Source organism: Cryobacterium sp. TMT4-10, assembly GCF_004403275.1.
GTDB classification, from domain to species: Bacteria; Actinomycetota; Actinomycetes; order Actinomycetales; family Microbacteriaceae; genus Cryobacterium; species Cryobacterium shii.
Window position 1 is genome coordinate 12,328 of record NZ_SOGU01000007.1, and the last position, 15,673, is coordinate 28,000.

Annotated in this window: 13 protein-coding genes and 2 pseudogenes; 6 read left to right on the forward strand and 9 right to left on the reverse strand. The window is 61.9% G+C overall.

Annotated elements, in window-relative coordinates; genetic code table 11:
• Positions 1 to 231: 231 nt before the first annotated feature.
• From E3T42_RS00475 to E3T42_RS00485, 3 genes are all read right to left on the reverse strand, one after another.
• On the reverse strand, positions 232 to 642 hold the full coding sequence (locus E3T42_RS00475) for a HEPN domain-containing protein (protein WP_160141030.1): 411 nt from the start codon (positions 640 to 642) through the stop codon (positions 232 to 234).
• A gap of 157 nt (positions 643 to 799) precedes the next feature.
• Positions 800 to 1,810, reverse strand: coding sequence for an LCP family protein (locus E3T42_RS00480; protein ID WP_241975733.1), 1,011 nt, complete (start codon positions 1,808 to 1,810; stop codon positions 800 to 802).
• Positions 1,811 to 1,833: 23 nt separating this feature from the next.
• Positions 1,834 to 3,147: a UDP-glucose/GDP-mannose dehydrogenase family protein gene (locus E3T42_RS00485; RefSeq protein WP_134402257.1), complete on the reverse strand. Its 1,314-nt coding sequence runs from the start codon at positions 3,145 to 3,147 to the stop codon at positions 1,834 to 1,836.
• A gap of 117 nt (positions 3,148 to 3,264) precedes the next feature.
• On the opposite strand from E3T42_RS00485, the gene E3T42_RS16550 reads away from it, so the two are divergent.
• Entirely contained in the window at positions 3,265 to 3,411 is a 147-nt protein-coding gene (locus E3T42_RS16550; protein WP_166787127.1) for a hypothetical protein, read from the forward strand.
• A gap of 14 nt (positions 3,412 to 3,425) precedes the next feature.
• On the opposite strand, the gene E3T42_RS00490 is transcribed toward E3T42_RS16550, so the two are convergent.
• From E3T42_RS00490 to E3T42_RS00500, 3 genes are all read right to left on the reverse strand, one after another.
• The gene (locus E3T42_RS00490; RefSeq protein WP_134402258.1) at positions 3,426 to 5,231 is read right to left on the reverse strand and encodes a DUF4012 domain-containing protein; all 1,806 of its coding nucleotides are present in this window, start codon (positions 5,229 to 5,231) and stop codon (positions 3,426 to 3,428) included.
• A gap of 285 nt (positions 5,232 to 5,516) precedes the next feature.
• Complete coding sequence (locus E3T42_RS00495) at positions 5,517 to 6,479, reverse strand: GDP-mannose 4,6-dehydratase (protein ID WP_134402259.1); 963 nt, start codon at positions 6,477 to 6,479, stop codon at positions 5,517 to 5,519.
• A gap of 12 nt (positions 6,480 to 6,491) precedes the next feature.
• Positions 6,492 to 7,475 carry a GDP-mannose 4,6-dehydratase gene (locus E3T42_RS00500; RefSeq protein ID WP_134402260.1) on the reverse strand — a complete coding sequence of 328 codons (984 nt, stop codon included), beginning with the start codon at positions 7,473 to 7,475 and terminating at the stop codon, positions 6,492 to 6,494.
• 449 nt (positions 7,476 to 7,924) lie between these two features.
• Here E3T42_RS00500 and E3T42_RS00505 point away from each other — a divergent pair, with 449 nt between their 5' ends.
• A complete protein-coding gene (locus E3T42_RS00505) occupies positions 7,925 to 9,190 on the forward strand; it encodes a nucleotide sugar dehydrogenase (RefSeq protein WP_134402261.1) in 1,266 nt (421 codons plus the stop codon).
• 12 nt (positions 9,191 to 9,202) lie between these two features.
• Here the strand turns inward: E3T42_RS00505 and E3T42_RS16555 are convergent, their stop codons facing one another.
• Complete coding sequence (locus E3T42_RS16555) at positions 9,203 to 9,955, reverse strand: glycosyltransferase (RefSeq protein WP_166805281.1); 753 nt, start codon at positions 9,953 to 9,955, stop codon at positions 9,203 to 9,205.
• 540 nt (positions 9,956 to 10,495) lie between these two features.
• Between E3T42_RS16555 and E3T42_RS00515 the strand changes: the two genes are divergently transcribed.
• From E3T42_RS00515 to E3T42_RS00530, 4 genes and pseudogenes are all read left to right on the forward strand, one after another.
• A complete protein-coding gene (locus E3T42_RS00515) occupies positions 10,496 to 10,942 on the forward strand; it encodes a transposase (protein WP_166805282.1) in 447 nt (148 codons plus the stop codon).
• Between the two features lie 71 nt (positions 10,943 to 11,013).
• Positions 11,014 to 12,289 (forward strand): annotated as a pseudogene (locus E3T42_RS00520) (IS256 family transposase).
• A 97-nt stretch (positions 12,290 to 12,386) separates the two neighbouring features.
• On the forward strand, positions 12,387 to 12,821 hold the full coding sequence (locus E3T42_RS00525) for a DDE-type integrase/transposase/recombinase (protein WP_134402264.1): 435 nt from the start codon (positions 12,387 to 12,389) through the stop codon (positions 12,819 to 12,821).
• Entirely contained in the window at positions 12,818 to 13,144 is a 327-nt protein-coding gene (locus E3T42_RS00530; protein WP_134402265.1) for an integrase core domain-containing protein, read from the forward strand. Before E3T42_RS00525 ends, E3T42_RS00530 begins: the two co-directional genes overlap by 4 nt.
• Positions 13,145 to 13,505: 361 nt before the next feature.
• Here E3T42_RS00530 and E3T42_RS17080 read toward each other — a convergent pair.
• Positions 13,506 to 14,129 (reverse strand): annotated as a pseudogene (locus E3T42_RS17080) (AAA family ATPase); the annotation flags it as partial.
• 498 nt (positions 14,130 to 14,627) lie between these two features.
• On the reverse strand, positions 14,628 to 15,590 hold the full coding sequence (locus E3T42_RS00540; protein ID WP_134402266.1) for an acyltransferase: 963 nt from the start codon (positions 15,588 to 15,590) through the stop codon (positions 14,628 to 14,630).
• Positions 15,591 to 15,673: the final 83 nt, after the last annotated feature.

A 15,673-nucleotide genomic window follows, 5' to 3' on the forward strand; every position in this document is an offset into this window, starting at 1 on the left:
GCTTGAATGGAAGAAGGCGAATGGAACGGAGTGGAACCAGGCCGCCGACGCCCGCAAGTGCGGCCTGAAGCGCCCTATAAGAGTCCGCAGGGCCCTGCATGTCAACTATTCCGGAGTAGACATGCAGGAATTGGTCCCCGCTATCGTCTCTCACCAACAGTGCAGCGCCGACAGAGAATTTGCGTTTGGCCAATAGGTCCAGAGTTCGGTGCGCGAGCTCAAGGTCGATGTCTACCATTGCTTTTTCACCCATTCAAACACTCCGTGCTCATCAGCAATTGATCGCACCATGTCCCGCGCTTCGCTCTCTTCCCAGACTCGATAGCGACTCGATTCGTTCCAGTCTTTCGCAACTGACCAAGCCACTTCAAAGCCTGGATGAGTAGCGCTTTCAGCGAGGAGAGAACTATGCAGATCGGCGAGCCGCACAAGCTTCGCCAGATCATGAACGTGGATGTCGTTCACGAACGCCCTGTTTGGGGTCGTCTCAGCCTTGAATTGAGTGGCCAACCGGCTCTTGATGCCACACTCGACGGCATAGCCGCACAAGTAGTAGGCACCAGACCAATGGCCAGCCAGCAGCAACGACTCTGCTTCCGCCAGTCTCGTCACGGCCAACTCTTGCCATTCCTCACGATGCACTCGCCAAGCATCGCTTGAGACAGCCAGGATTGCAACTCACTAAGACGGGTGCCACGGCGTGATCCGCAGCACGGCACCTCGCGATCTTTCCCAGCTCATGGGCGGATGCTTCCCTCCGACGCGGCCGCCGGAGCGACCTGCGCGGGAAACGGGGCCGCTATTCGATCGTCTGATCCTCGGGCTGGTAGGCGTCGAGGGTGTCCGTCTGGAACCCTTGCTGCACGGCCTTGAGCTTCTCCTGGTCGACCACGACGATCGACTGGCCGTCGGGCGAGGTGCCGGTGCCCGTCGTCGGCAGGGTGAAGAACGTGACGTCGCCCACGCGCACGTCGCGTAGCTGCACGGCCAGCCCGGCCACGTAGGCGGAGTTCAGCCCGTCGTCAACGGCGAGGTAGGGGGCAATTGCCCCGACCAGTTCGCTGATCCGGGCGGGGTTGGTGAGGGTTTCCGCCGTCAGCGACTTGCCCAGCACGGCCTTGATGAAGGCCTGCTGGTTGCGCGCCCGCTGAAAGTCGCCATCCGCGAAGGCATGGCGTTCTCGCACGAACGCCAGCGCCTCCGTGCCGTTCAACCGGTGGACTCCCTGGGCGAAGTGCTCACCCCCTGCGTCGAAGCCGACCGGATTGTCGATGTCGACGCCGCCCAGGGCATCCGTGATGCCCTTGAACCCGGTGAAGTCGACGATGGCCACATGGTCGATGCGCGCACCGAGCAAACCCTCGATGGTCTGCACGGCCAGGGGAACCCCGCCATACGACATGGCGGCGTTGATCTTGGCCTCGCCCCGACCCGGAATGTCGACCCAGCTGTCACGCATGATCGACATGACGTAGAGGCTCTTGCCGTTCGCCGGCACGTGCACCACCATGATGGTGTCCGAGCGCTGCCCGGTCAGGTCGGCGATGGACCCGTCGTTCGCTCCCCGGGTGTCCGATCCCAGCAGAAGGATGTTCTGCCCGGTTGCCCCGTCACCGTTTCCCGCGTCACCGGTTGCCGCCGGCGGCCGTGACGCCTCGTCGGGGAACACATCGGGGATCTTCACGGTCTGGCTATCGAAGGTATTGCTGAGAGTCCAGGCGTAGACACCCGCAGCCCCACCAACCAACAGAACGACGGCGGCGATGGCGACGAGGGCGATCCGCCACCCTCGCCGTTTCGGCCGGATCACCGGTGCGCCATGCGAATCAGCGGTCACGGTCGCCCCAGCCCCAGGTAGGTCCAGCCGGCAGCCCGCCAGGCGGCGGCGTCCAGGGTGTTGCGACCGTCAATAATGATCGGCACGCGCACCAGTGTCGCTGCCCACACCGGGTCGATCTGCTTGAACTCGGCCCATTCGGTAACCAGCACGACCGCGTCGGCGGCGCGCAGGGTCTCCTCGATGCTGGTCGAATAGGTGAGCTGCGGATGCCGCAACCTCGAGTTCTCGATCCCCTGCGGGTCGGTCGCCACCACGTCGGCGCCGAGGCCCCGAAGCTGCACGGCCACGTCTAGCGCCGGCGAGTCCCGCACGTCGTCGGAGTGCGGCTTGAAGCTGAGCCCAAGCACGGCCACCTTGGCCGTGTAGACGGGCTTGTCCAGGGCCTGCAGGGTCATCGCGACCACCCGTTGCCGCTGGCGCATGTTGATCGCGTCGACCTCCTTCAGGAAGGAGACCGACTCGCCCCGGCCCAGTTCCTCGGCACGGGCCGTGAACGCGCGGATGTCCTTGGGCAGGCAGCCGCCGCCGAACCCGACGCCCGCGTTCAAAAAGCGGCGGCCGATGCGGTTGTCGAACCCGATGGCGTCGGCCAGCTCGGTGATGTTCGCCCCGGAGACGTCAGCGATCTCGCTCATGGCGTTGATGAAACTGATCTTGGTGGCGAGGAACGCATTCGCTGCGACCTTCACGAGCTCGGCCGTCGCGTAGTCGGTCACGATCAGTGGCGTCTCAGCAGCCATCGCCGACGCGTAGACCTCGTTCAGCAGCGCGGTGGCATGCTCGCCGGCCGCGCCGGCCGGCACCCCGTAGACCAGGCGGTCGGGGCTGATGGTGTCTTTCACGGCGAAGCCCTCGCGCAGAAACTCGGGGTTCCAGGCCAGGCTAGCCCCACTGCCGGATGCCTCGATCACGTCGGCCAGGCGGGCCGCGGTGCCGACCGGCACCGTGCTTTTGCCCACGACCAGGTCACCGGCGGCAAGATGCGGCAGCAGCGACTGCACGGCCGCGTCGACGTAGCTGAGATCGGCGGCGTGGCTGCCCGCTTTCTGCGGGGTGCCGACGCCGACGAAATGCACCTGCGCGCCGGCGGCATCGGCAACGTCGGTGCTGAAGCGCAGCCGACCCGATGCCATGGCCGAGGTGAGAATCTCGGGCAGGCCGGGCTCGTAGAACGGCGGTGTGCCCGCGGCCAGCTGGTTGATTTTTCGAGCATCGATATCGATGCCCACCACGTCGTGGCCCAACTCGGCCATCGCCGAAGCGTGCACGGCCCCGAGGTAGCCACAGCCGATTACGGATAGTTTCATATCGTCTTCTCCACCCCTGAAGCCTAACCTCGGACATCAGGCGAGGCGGCCCAACCCCCCTCCTTGGGGGGCGGAAAACCGCGAGTCTGGTGTCACCGCAGCACTACAGTGAAAATTGTGACTAAAATCCGGCCCGAGCAGATGAGCCACAAGGCATTATTGCGACGAGGTCGCAGCACCAAAGGACTGCAGTACGCCTTTCTGGCCGTCGCTGCGGTCTCCGCCGGCGTCATCGGCTCCGCCGCCTTCGCCATCGGCCTGTAGCCCCGCCGCGACGGCTACCCCACCGCGACAGTCGCGCAGTCGAGCGGCAGATCCGAGATCGTCGTGGGGTTCACCATCGGAGTGACCTGAGCCTCGAGCGCCTTCTTGCTGGCGCCAGCCGCCACCACGTCGATTGTCATCTTCGACGTGGCGCCGGGCTCCATGCTCACGATCAGCTTCGCCACCGGGTAGTCGGTGTCGTGGAACGATTCGAGCGGCACCGCAGCCCCGTCAACCGTGGCTCCCACGATCTGCGAACCGGGCGGGGCATAGACCATCACCAACATTCGTTGCACGGCAGGGGCAAGCCCCTCCCGGATGTACTGCCCAAGAATCGACGGACTGATCGATGTCGCCGCATCAAGCGGCAGCTCGTTGGTGAGATCAACGCCGATGCGATAGGACGCCTTTCCATCGGCTCGGCACGCGGCCTGGCCCAGGCTGACAGCTTGCTTCAGGTAGTAGTTCATCTTCGAGCCGACGTTTTCCTGAAAGTAGACTCCAACTTTGTCGATCTTCACATCGCTCTTGGGCAGTGCGCCGTCAACCCCGAGGGACGCAAAAACGGCCTCTTCTTTCTCGTCGGGACTCCACATGAGGACCCTACGTTCTCTGACGGCCTGCGTCAGGGCGGATGTCAGCAACGCCGGGTCGAGACTTCCGCTCGACAGCTCCCCAAAAGTCTTCTCAACAATCTCCGCGTAGACAGCGTCCTGTGCCGAATTATCGGCGCCAATGTTGTCCGACCAATAGCGCGTATAGACACCATTCAGGAGCAGCGGTACGAGGCTCTCGCTCGTGAGGACGTCGCCGGTCGTGAGTGGGATCGGTGCGGTAGCACGCAGCAAGTATCCGAGTGCAATTGGATCAACCGAAATCACGCCGTCGACGCCGGTGCCGAACTGTCGCTTCCACATCTCCCGTGCCACCTCAGCCGCGCTGACGAAACTGGGGCGCACCGTGACGTTCGACATGGCGCGGCCGAACTCTGAACCGTACAGCGCTGAGACCCCGTCTGGCATCGGGATCACCGACTCTTGGTAGTAGGCGAAGTTCCCGAATCCTGCAGGTACGGCATTGCCGAGAGTGATGTGTCCCTTGTCAACCGTAATAAGGGCAAATGAGAGCGAGGTCCCACCGAGCGCCCGTGCCTCAGCGTTATTCTGGAACACAATTACGTAGTTGCGGGGTGCGTTCGCGCCGAGAGCGTCTGGCGCTATGCCAAGAAGCTCACTTGCCGAGGCGAGCGCGGGCCCGACAGCCGCAAGCAATCCGTTGAACTGTTTGATGGCACTCGTGAGCTGGCCTACGGTCGCGCTGGTGTTGATCGCCCTCAGGCGTTCACTTGCTGCGGAAACCACTTTGCTGGACTGGCCCACGGTCGCAGCGGCTTCCTCGATTGGCTCCAGGCTAATTGCACCGGCCGCTGGCATAAGGGTCGCCGGTTCCAAGGTGGAGGCGACGTCTGCCAGCGGCTGCACCGCCCCAGATATCACATCGTCAGTGATGCCCGCCAGTTCTCGGACGGCCAGGAGGTTGGGCCCGATGATCGGCACGATTTCCGCGACCCTCCAAAGTGGGTCGCTGGTCAACTCGCGTGCTCGAGCAGTATGTGACGCCATGGACTTCACGCTCGATCTCGCCGAAGCCGAGTCGCCCGCAAGAACTTGGGACTTCACCGTCGCTGCAATAGGCATGGCCGCTTCCAGCTCTCCTTTTGCCATTAGACCTCGCACGCCAACCCAGACACCAAGGATCGTCACCACGCTGAGGAGGACCGCGGGCCAGAACCACCACCGTCGATGGATGCGCGATTTCACGCGCCTGTTCTGCCGACGCGCTCTGAACTCAGTTGTTACGCTCACTGAGCCATTGAATCAGGTTGCGCGAGGGATGCAGAACCGCTCGACGCTCGGGAGGGAATCCCTCAGCAATTATTCGCGTGGGCATGAACCCCGAGCGTGAGCACCTCACAAGGCGAAGCGTCCATCATGGCAACACCATCGGGATTTCAGTGTTCTCAATAAAGAGGCCTCTAGGCTCTTGACCGGCACCAGTCGAACGGAGACAACTGCCGCGCGCGTGTCGGAGAGCAAACCCAATATTCAGGGAGCGAGCAGTCCTAGGTCGTGCCTAGTCATTAAGGCGACAACCTCTGTGAAATCGACCGTCGGACTCCATCCCAGGACGCTCAGCGCTTTGCTCGAGTCGCCGCGCATTTCGTGCGCATCGGCCGGTCGCACGAACCTCGCATCGGTTCCCACATATGACTCCCAGTCCGGTATCCCAACGGCGTTAAACGCCGCAGCCACGAACTCTCGAACCGAGTGTGCTACCCCCGTCGCAATGACGTAGTCAGCAGGTTCCGGAGCCGCTGCAGCACGCGTGAGAGCGTCCACGTAGTCAGGCGCCCATCCCCAATCACGCTTGACATCAAGGTTGCCAAGCATGAGCCGGTCGGACTTCCCCGCCACAATTTCGGCCGCACCTGCGGTGATCTTTCGCGTCACGAAGCTACGGGGCCGACGAGGTGACTCATGGTTATATAAAATGCATGACGTCGCGAATAGGCCCTTGGCTCGGTAGATCCCCACAGCCTGATGTGCGTAGGCTTTCGCCAAGCCGTAGGGAGAGATCGGCCTCAGGGGCGTGAGTTCCGACTGGGGAGCTACTTCGGCATCGCCGAATATCTCCGAACTGGACGCTTGAACAAATCTGACCTCGGAGCCCCGTCGCTCTTGAAGGCGCAGCGACGCGTCGAGCAGCGCAACAACCGCGACGCCGCTGATCTCCCCGGTAGCTGCCGGTTCATCCCACGATGTTGCCACGGAGCTAATCCCGCCGAGATTGAAGACGACGTCCGGCTCCACCTCGTCAAGGATTCGCGTCACGCCGACGAAATCCGTCAAGTCGCCGACGTGCTGAACCACCTGGTCGCCAACTGGCTGCTCGTCACTCCGGCTCGCCTCGCGAACGAGCGCGTGCAGGTCCCATCCTTGTGCAAGAAGCTGCTCAGAGAGGTAGCTCCCATCCTGACCGGAGATTCCCGTGACGAACGCGCGAGGCATCTGGGGCGCCGCCTAGCGAGCCAAAATCGTTTGCTCGACTACGTCGTTCTCGACCATCATGGTCACGAGTTCCTCGAAGCCCACGAGAGGCTCCCAACCGAGCACATCCCGCGCCTTGCTCGGGTCACCGATCAAGAGGTCAACTTCGGCGGGGCGCATGAAGCGAGGATCCTGTTTGACGAAGGGCCTCCAATCCTCAATGCCAACGGCACCGAAGGCAACGTTTATCAGTTCTCTAATGGAGTGTGTTTCTCCGGTGGCCACCACGAAGTCGCCTCCCTCGGGCTGCTGAAGCATGCGCCACATCGCGTCAACGTAGTCGCCGGCGAAACCCCAGTCCCGCTTGGCATCGAGGTTTCCAAGAGTCAGTTCCGACTGAACCCCTAGCTTGATTCGCGCAACGGCCTGTGAGACCTTCCGGGTCACGAACTCCGGACCGCGCCTCGGTGACTCATGGTTGAAGAGAATGCCGCTGGAGGCGTGAAGACCGTATGACTCGCGATAATTGATGGTCATGTAGTGGCCAAAGACCTTCGCGACACCGTATGGTGAACGCGGCCAGAGCAGCGTACTTTCCCGCTGCGGAACATCTTGGACTTTGCCGAACATTTCCGACGAGGACGCCTGATAGAAACGGACTTTCGAGATGTCGTCACCGGCGTACAGGCGGGTAGCCTCAAGGATATTCAAGACCCCCTTGCCCGTGACGTCGGAGGTCATAGACGCATTCTCCCAAGAATAGGCGACGAATGAGATGGCGCCCAGATTATACACCTCGTCCGGCTGGGCGATCGACAGCACGCGGACCAAGCTGGAAACATCTGTTAAATCGCCGTTCAGCAGGGTTACCCGGGGAACGATCTGGCGCACGAGGTCTATCTTTGGATTGTTCTGGCCGCGGATGAGGCCAAACACCTCGTAGCCCTTCTGCAGGAGCAGTTCCGCCAAGTAGAGGCCATCTTGTCCGGTAATTCCGGTAATAAGCGCGCGAGGCATCGCTCTCCGTTTTTGTTCGACTGGGGTGCGTGGAATGTCGCGCCGACGAACGACAGAACGCTTTAGCGTCGAGCACGCCCGTCGAACAACCGACGGCTGCGACTCATCCCCCTGGAATTGATCGCGAAGCCGAATGGCTCCACACCGAGACTACGCGAGTCGGGCCCCTTTTATTCAACGGCGCAACATCCAGGTCCACTCGATTTCGGAGGCAGCCAAGCCATTTGCCTGAAGCCGCTGCTCGCGCCAAGCTGGTGACCCAGGTATCACGCTGCCCGGCAAGGCGAACGTGACTGCACAGCCGCCGTCGATAGGAGCTCATTTTGACCGCCTCGACTGTGTCGAATAGAGAGTCCCTCAGCAGTGTGCCCCATCTGGGTTACCTCTGGTAGTTTTTTCCTTGCGGCCACACTGCCTTGGCAGAAAGATAAACCCGCGAATAGGGAATCATGCACACGAATCGCACGCTCGTAGTTGTCGGCCAAGGCTACGTGGGTCTTCCGGTTGCAATGAGGGCCGTCACCGTAGGGTTCAACGTGATTGGCGTGGACCTGGACACCAACCGGACCGAGAGTCTTCGAGCGGGGATCTCCTACGTCGATGACATCTCCAGCGAAAAACTGCGTTCAGCGCTCGATTCTGGCCGGTATTTACCAACGGCCGACTATGACGACAGCGCTGGATTCGATGTAGCTGTGATTACGGTTCCGACGCCGCTCCGCGAAAGTCTTCCAGACCTTTCATTCATTGAGAGCTCAGCCGCATCGCTCTCGGTGAGGCTGAAGCCCGGCGCCACCGTGGTGCTGGAGTCAACTACCTATCCCGGCACGACCGAAGAGCTTTTGGTTCCCATCCTCGAACAGGGCTCGGGGCTCACTGCGGGACGTGATTTCCAGGTGGGATACAGCCCCGAACGGATCGACCCAGGCAATAAGGTCTGGGGCTTCGTTGAAACCCCCAAGGTTGTGTCCGGGATCAACGCCGCCTCATTGACCGCAGTCCAATCTTTCTACGACTGCCTGGTGAATCGCACCGTGCCCGTGAGGAGCCCAAAGGAGGCCGAGCTCGCGAAGCTTCTTGAGAACACATTTCGTCATGTCAACATCGCGCTAGTAAACGAACTTGCGATCTTTGCCAATCAGCTCGGCGTCAATGTTTGGGAGTCAATTGAAGCGGCGTCGACGAAACCCTTCGGCTTCATGAAGTTCACGCCCGGCCCCGGCGTCGGAGGGCACTGCCTGCCCGTCGACCCGAGTTATCTCTCTTGGCAAGTGCGTCGAAAACTTGGACAGAACTTTCGTTTCGTTGAACTGGCAAATGACGTGAATGATCACATGCCCGACTACGTCGCGGAGCGACTGATCCTCATGCTCAATCGCGAGAGCAAAGCACTCCGGGGATCACGCGTCCTGATCGTCGGGCTGGCATACAAGAAGAACACCGGCGACATTCGCCAAGCGCCTTCTCTCCGCCTAATCGAATTGCTCAGTGAACTTGGGGCGGTACTCTCGGCTGTCGACGATCATGTCGAACAGCATCGCTGGCCTTTTGGGGTCTGCAAGACCGATCTGAGCACCGACTCGCTGTCGGACTTTGATGCCGCTGTTGTCATAACCGATCACGATGAGCTTGACCTATCGGTACTTGAGGGGATTGCTCTCCCCGTCCTCGACACTAAGTACAGGCTTCATTCCTCAAACGTTGAACTACTCTGAGGCGCTGACTAACTAGTCGTCCGAGACGTCCTGAGTGTGCCTGAGGGAAACCTGATCGAACACATGCATGTCCTGCGGCCTGCTCTTCCAGCGGTTATAGGCGCGCATGGCGCCCAGACGCGCTTGGAGCAAGGATTCAGCATCTAGGTTCACGAAGTTGCTGAGCGCCCGCTCCCAAGCTTCGACCGTTCGCTCCGTAACGGCATGACCACCTCCGGAGGACAAGGTCCGGGTCCATGGCGTGGTATGCGAAGCGATGACGACGCAAGATGCTGAGAGAGCCTCGGCAACAGAGTGGGCAAAGTTCTCTCCCGCAGTCGGCAAAAGAAGAATGTCTCGGTCCTCGAGGATTGCCCGGATGCTCTCCGGTTCAGCCGGCCCCCAGAACCGTGCTTCCACGTTAGGCGGGAGAGCCGCAGCTGCGGCTTGACACCTTGCCGCATACCCGACGTCTTCGAAACCGCCCAAGATGTCAAAACGGACCTGCGCCGTGCACGACGCCAGCGCTTCGAGGGCGATGGCGAGGCCCTTGTGTTCAACAATACGAGCCAAATAAACGAGCCGCACGGGAGACCCCGCAGGGGCCAATATCGGGGTCGACGCAACTCCCGGAAGCCTGGTCTCATTCTCGCGGATGATTATGTCCGCGCCGTCGCCCCAAATCTGACGAATGTCATCTGCCTCGGCCGGAGAGGAAGCATGCCAAACGAGACCATGATTTAGACGCAATATACGGAATAAGACCATGAACATCTTCTTCTTCAAAGACCGACGACCCAATGCGCCTCGCCCCATTTCACCCCGCGGTGCCATCAATCGCACGGGGCGACCCCAGAATCCGAACCGCCAAAGAACATGAGGCAGGATCGAAAACACGGGGTTGAAAAAGCTGTTTAGGTATAGAACCTGTGGCGCTCGGCGGCGAGCTGCCGTCAGCCCTGCGAGGACGTCGCGAGGACCTGAGGAAACATACATCACCGTGGAGCCATCTCTGGCAATCCAACGGTTCGAAATGACGGCCAGAGGTCCCGACCCGCCAAGATCCCGGTCAGGCGCGAGAACCGCGATGTCGTACCGTGACGCCGCGGCGCCCACCAGCGCGTCCAAAGAACGCGCGGGCCCGCCGCCTAGGAACGCAGGTGGATAAGAAGGTGCAAAAACCGCGATTACTTGTCGCCCATCGAACGGCGCCATAACTTTTCTGCCTTCCACGCGCAGGAACTACTGCTTCCACTATACGGACGCCCCATCCCTCGATGGCCCTGACCCCGTCGAGTGGACACCTCACAAGAGAGAATGTTCACTATGGCAAGATCACGTCGGGAGTTCACTCCTGAGTACAAAGACGAGGCCGTGAAGCTGGTGTTGACCACCGGCAGAGCGGTCGCGACCGTCGCCCGCGAGCTCGGGATCAACGAGGCCACGCTGGGCCGGTGGGTGACCGCGTTCAAGGGTCGCAACGAGACCGGGCAGACCGAGGTGACGGAGTCTGAACGAGCTGAGCTGCTGCGGCTTCGGAAAGAAAACGCGGACCTGAAGATGGACAGGGCGTTCTTGAAAAAGCGTCCATCTTCTTCGCCCAGGAAGCGTCGGATACGAACGGCAAGCGTTCGAACTGATGCTGGCGGAGAAGACCAACTTCACTATCACCCGCATGGTCCGTCTTCTCGAGGTCTCCCGGTCGGGCTACTACGCTGGGTCGGTCACGTCCCGTGGAGTGGTGTAGTTCCCGGTCTTGGGGCGTTGGATTAACAACGTAGGAAACCATCGTGCGATGGTCAGTGAGAACCGATCAAAGAACTCACAGAAAGACACATCACACGATGGCTCTAGACCAGTCTGCCCTGCTTGACCTCCTCGCGGAACTCAAGCTCACCCATGTCCCCGACCGCATCCGCGTCGCGACCGAAACGCTCTACCAGGAACTCATCAATGCGGAGGCCAGCGCCATCATCGGTGCCGGCCGTTTCGAACGCTCCGAAGACCGCACCACCCAACGCAACGGGACCCGCCCGCGCGTCCTGTCGACGACGGCCGGGGACCTGAACCTGAAGATCCCCAAGCTGCGGCAAGGATCGTTCTTTCCCGCGCTGCTCGAGCGGCGCCGCCGGGTGGACCAGGCGCTGTTCGCCGTCGTCATGGAGGCCTACCTCCACGGTGTCTCGACGCGGAAGGTTGACGACCTGGTCAAGGCCCTCGGCGCTGATACCGGGATCTCGAAGTCGGAAGTGTCCCGGATTTGCGCGGATCTGGACGGGGAAGTGGCCGCGTTCCGCGACCGGGACCTCGGCGAGACCGGCTACCCGTATGTGTTCCTCGATGCCACGTACTGCAAGGCCCGCGTGAACCACCGCGTCATCTCTCAAGCCATGGTCGTCGCGATCGGTGTTGCCGCCGACGGGCGCCGCGAGGTCCTCGGCTTCGACGTGGGCGACAGCGAGACCGAGGCCTTCTGGACGAGCTTTCTCCGCTCGCTGAGGACCCGGGGCCTGGACGGGGTCAAGCTCGTCATCTCCGACGCCCACACGGGCTTGAAGAAAGCCATCGGCACCGTGTTCCAAGGCGCGAGCTGGCAGCGCTGCAGGGTGCACCAGATGCGCAACGTGCTCTCCATCGTGCCGCGCGCGAGCCAGGAAATGGTCGCCAGCGTGATCCGCACCATCTTCGCCCAACCCGACGCGAAACACGTCCAGGCCCAGTTCGATGAAGTCACCCGCATGCTCGAACGCTCCCACCCCAAAGTCGCCCAAATGCTCCACGACGCCCGCGAGGACCTGCTCGCGTTCAGCGGGTTCCCACCCGCCCAAACACTGGCGGCAGATCTGGTCCACGAACCCCATCGAACGCCTCAACAAAGAAATCAAACGACGCACCGACGTCGTGGGCGTATTCCCCAACCCCGCGGCCCTGCTCCGTCTCGCTGGCGCCGTCCTCGTCGAGCAACACGACGAGTGGGAAGCCTCGACCCGCCGCTACCTCTCCGAGGGCTCTATGCGCCAGCTAGGCGCCCTCAACGACGCCCTCAACGACGCCCTCAACAACGACGACGCCAGCGTGCTCACGGGGGTGATTACCGTTCCCGAGCTCACTGCTGCATAATCAGAAACACTGACCTGCACGGTGTCGAGAAACTCCACCACTCAGCGGGACGTGACCCTGGGTCGGCCGGCCGCCGTCGCCGGCGTCGCTTCGGCGGGTGCATATCGAGCAAAAAGTGGCCTTCTTCCACGGCGATTCCGACGAGGTCTACGGGGCGCCGAGGATCCTGGCCGATCTCCGCGCGGACGGGGAGATCATCTCCCGCAAGACCGTCGCCGCGACCATGAAACGCCTGGGATTGGTGGGCATTTGTCCGAAGAAGTGGAAGACGACCACGATCATCGACCACGCTGACGCCTACCCGGTCGACGCCGTCAAACGCGAGTGGGATACCGGGTCGCTGAACCAGGTCTGGGTGGGCGATATCACCTACCTGAGGACCTGGGAGGGGTGGGTGTATTTGGCGACCGTCATCGACGCTCACAGCCGCCGCGTGATCGGCTGGGCCATCGCCGACCACATGCGCACTGACCTCATCCAGGACGCCCTCACGATGGCCATGGTGCTGCGCGGAGACCGCCCGGCGACGTGATCTTCCACTCGGACCGCGGCACCCAGTACGCGTCGGAGCAGATCACCCTGTTTGCCGCCAAGAACGGCATCACCCGGTCGATGGGATACACCGGGATCTGCTGGGACAACGCCATGGCTGAGAGCTTCTTCGCGACCTTGAAAACCGAGTTCTACTACCGCCGGGTTTGGCCCACCCGAGCCCGCGCGATCCAAGGCGTCGCGGACTGGATCGAGGACCGCTACAACCGCCGCCGCCGGCACTCCTCGATCGGGCACGTCACGCCAGTGGACTTCGAGATGCAATACTCGTCACAGGCCGCAGAGATCCAACTCGCCGCTTAACCCGTGTCCACTCTCCGGGGTCAAGGCCACGAGAGGCATCCACCCGTTAGCACGCGCTGCGAAGCCAGCCTGACGCAACTAACCAATACAAGGGGTACCACTTCCTTGGAACAGAGCAGCAACAAGGTACGCTCGCCATTTTCAGAAACGCAACATCTCGCCGTCCACCGCGACGGGGCGCCGCATTTCTTCGCGTCTCGCAGATCTACTCCCCGCGAATAGCCGCAGGACTGCGCTTGGCGAAGCTCAACACTTTGTGGTCTGTCGGTCTGCACAGCACTAGCAGGGGCAGTGCGACAAAGACGAAATATGCAACTACGGATGCCATCACGAGCGCATGCACATCGCCGACGACGAGGCTCAGGACTTTCGCCAGGATCATCCGATCCCGGTGCGTACGTGTATAGAGGAGGTACGCGTCGCGGTGCAGCGCCACGGCGGTCTTGCCGGTGCCGGGACCGCCCTGCACGACGAGCACGCCCTTGATGAAGTCGGAACGGGTGATGCGGTCCTGCTCGGCCTGGATCGTGGAGACGATGTCGGACATGTGTCCGGTGCGCTGCGCGGTCAGGGCGGCGAGCAGTGCGGCGTCGAGGATCTCGTCCTCAATCCGCATGATCTACCGCCCCTTCGAGAGCAGGTGGCGCCGGGCGCGGGCCCCGTGCGGCGTGGCCGCGGTGGCCTGGTAGAACGCGCTGGCCTGCGGCACCCGCCAGTCCAGCAGCAGCAGCGGCTGCAGGTCTTCGTCGCGCAGGCCGACCCGGCCGATGTAGCGGTAGAGGGAGCCGGCATCCGCGTCGTCGGACGCGACCTCGAGCCGCAGCTGCACGATGCGGTCCTCGTAGAGGCGCGCGAAGGTGTCGCGCTCGGAGCGCGACTAGTGGTTGCCGCCCACGTCGAGCCGCCGCACGGCCGTGAGCTGCGGCTCCGCCTCGCGTTGCAGCGCGTCCAGGCGCGCGCACAGCGGAAGGTCCAGGTCGACCACGTGCACAGCCCCTAAAATCCGATCTGCAAGTTTACTCGGTTCGGGTTCGAGAGAGGCTGCGGTCCAACCAATCGCGGGTGCCACAGAGCTCGGACCGTTCGGCGGTGAACGCGCAGGCAATCTGGGCGCGCTGCACATTGATTTAAAGACCATCAATGCCGGAAAAAGTCATTGCCTTCACTCCGATCGTTCTGGGCTTAACGACCGTATTCGAAAAACCGAAGTGATGACCCGGTTGAAGCCGGACCGAATCGTGGTCTTGGGTAGTACCGCCTCCTTTGAGGCGTGACGGTTAGACGGGCAAGGGATGTCGGGACGATCGTCGCCGTCCCCCACACTGATCCCCCATATCGGCTCAAGTACCCTCCGGCGCCCATTGTCGCGATCAAGGTCGGCCGATTGGCCGTGCCCAGCTACGCAGTGTTCACTTTCGCTAACACACCGCTCGGCTAGCGCGTCGAGCGTGGATAACACTGTCGAGGATGACTGGATGCGGCACTAGTCATGCAGAGCCGTTGGGCTAGCTGCTATGGGACCTTTCGGCAGCAGAAGAAGGCGGGGGGTGACCGCCTTCCTGTCCTCGTGTGCCTTCCAGACCGTTCGAATCTGGCGCCGCGCGGGGACTTCGATGTAGCGGTAGGCGAATATCGCAACAAAGACGAGCGCGATGGTAAACAAAAACACACCCGCTAGAGAGACAGCGAATGTCGGCGCCACCAAGTCCGCTGCCCGATTGTAGTACTGGTACAGAGGAAGGTGGAGAAGGTACACAGCGTAGCTGCTTTCGCCGAGCAGGACGGCTGTCCGTGTTGAGAGGATGCGGCCCGTCCATCCGGTTCCGTTCGCGAGGGCCAAGATCAAGAGAGCGAACAACGGGATCAGGAGGGCATTGCCGATTAAGTTCTTCGGGGCGAGACCCGGAACGATGCACAGTAGAACTGCGGCCAGCGCTAACAGGAAACCAGCCGACCGCCCGGGGACACGCCATCCGTGGACGACGAACCCAATCCCCAGGATCACCCCGATCACGAATTCCAGGATCCGGACGGCAGGAAGGTGCGTGACCGCCTCCTGCCACACGAAGGAGGGTGCGTACTGCGCCTGAGCGACTGCGACCCCACCGGCCGTCACGAGGAGCGCGACTCCACCTGTCACGAGTACTCGCTGTGACAGGCGAGCGAGCGGCCCCAGGAGGAATGGGAACAGAATATAGAAGAGTGCCTCAGCGCTCAGCGTCCAAGCCGCCATGTTCCACGTCACCGCAGCGTTGGGTGACCACGCCTGAAGCAGTATCGGGCTCAGCACGACGGACTGAATCGCAAGTGGTAGAGCGACGGAGTGCTCGAGAACTCCTTTAACGAGGATGGGGAATGCCACGATCAGCGCGACCAGGTAGAGCGGGTAGATCCTGGCAAAACGTGCAACCCAGAACGTTCGCTTTTGGGGGCTCTCCTGCTGCATCTGTGGGTCTTTCGGAGCGCCTTAACGGCCGCACGCCGCTTCCTGTCTAGGTTTCTGACTGTCAAGGAAAGAAACTTTATAGG

Bases quoted from the DNA above. Each gene is read 5' to 3' on its own strand.
- E3T42_RS00485 (WP_134402257.1), bottom strand. From the start codon at position 3,147: ATGAAACTATCCGTAATCGGCTGTGGCTACCTCGGGGCCGTGCACGCT.
- E3T42_RS00495 (WP_134402259.1), bottom strand. From the start codon at position 6,479: ATGCCTCGCGCGTTCGTCACGGGAATCTCCGGTCAGGATGGGAGCTAC.
- E3T42_RS00500 (WP_134402260.1), bottom strand. From the start codon at position 7,475: ATGCCTCGCGCGCTTATTACCGGAATTACCGGACAAGATGGCCTCTAC.
- E3T42_RS00505 (WP_134402261.1), top strand. From the start codon at position 7,925: ATGCACACGAATCGCACGCTCGTAGTTGTCGGCCAAGGCTACGTGGGT.
- E3T42_RS00515 (WP_166805282.1), top strand. From the start codon at position 10,496: ATGGCAAGATCACGTCGGGAGTTCACTCCTGAGTACAAAGACGAGGCC.
- E3T42_RS00540 (WP_134402266.1), bottom strand. From the start codon at position 15,590: ATGCAGCAGGAGAGCCCCCAAAAGCGAACGTTCTGGGTTGCACGTTTT.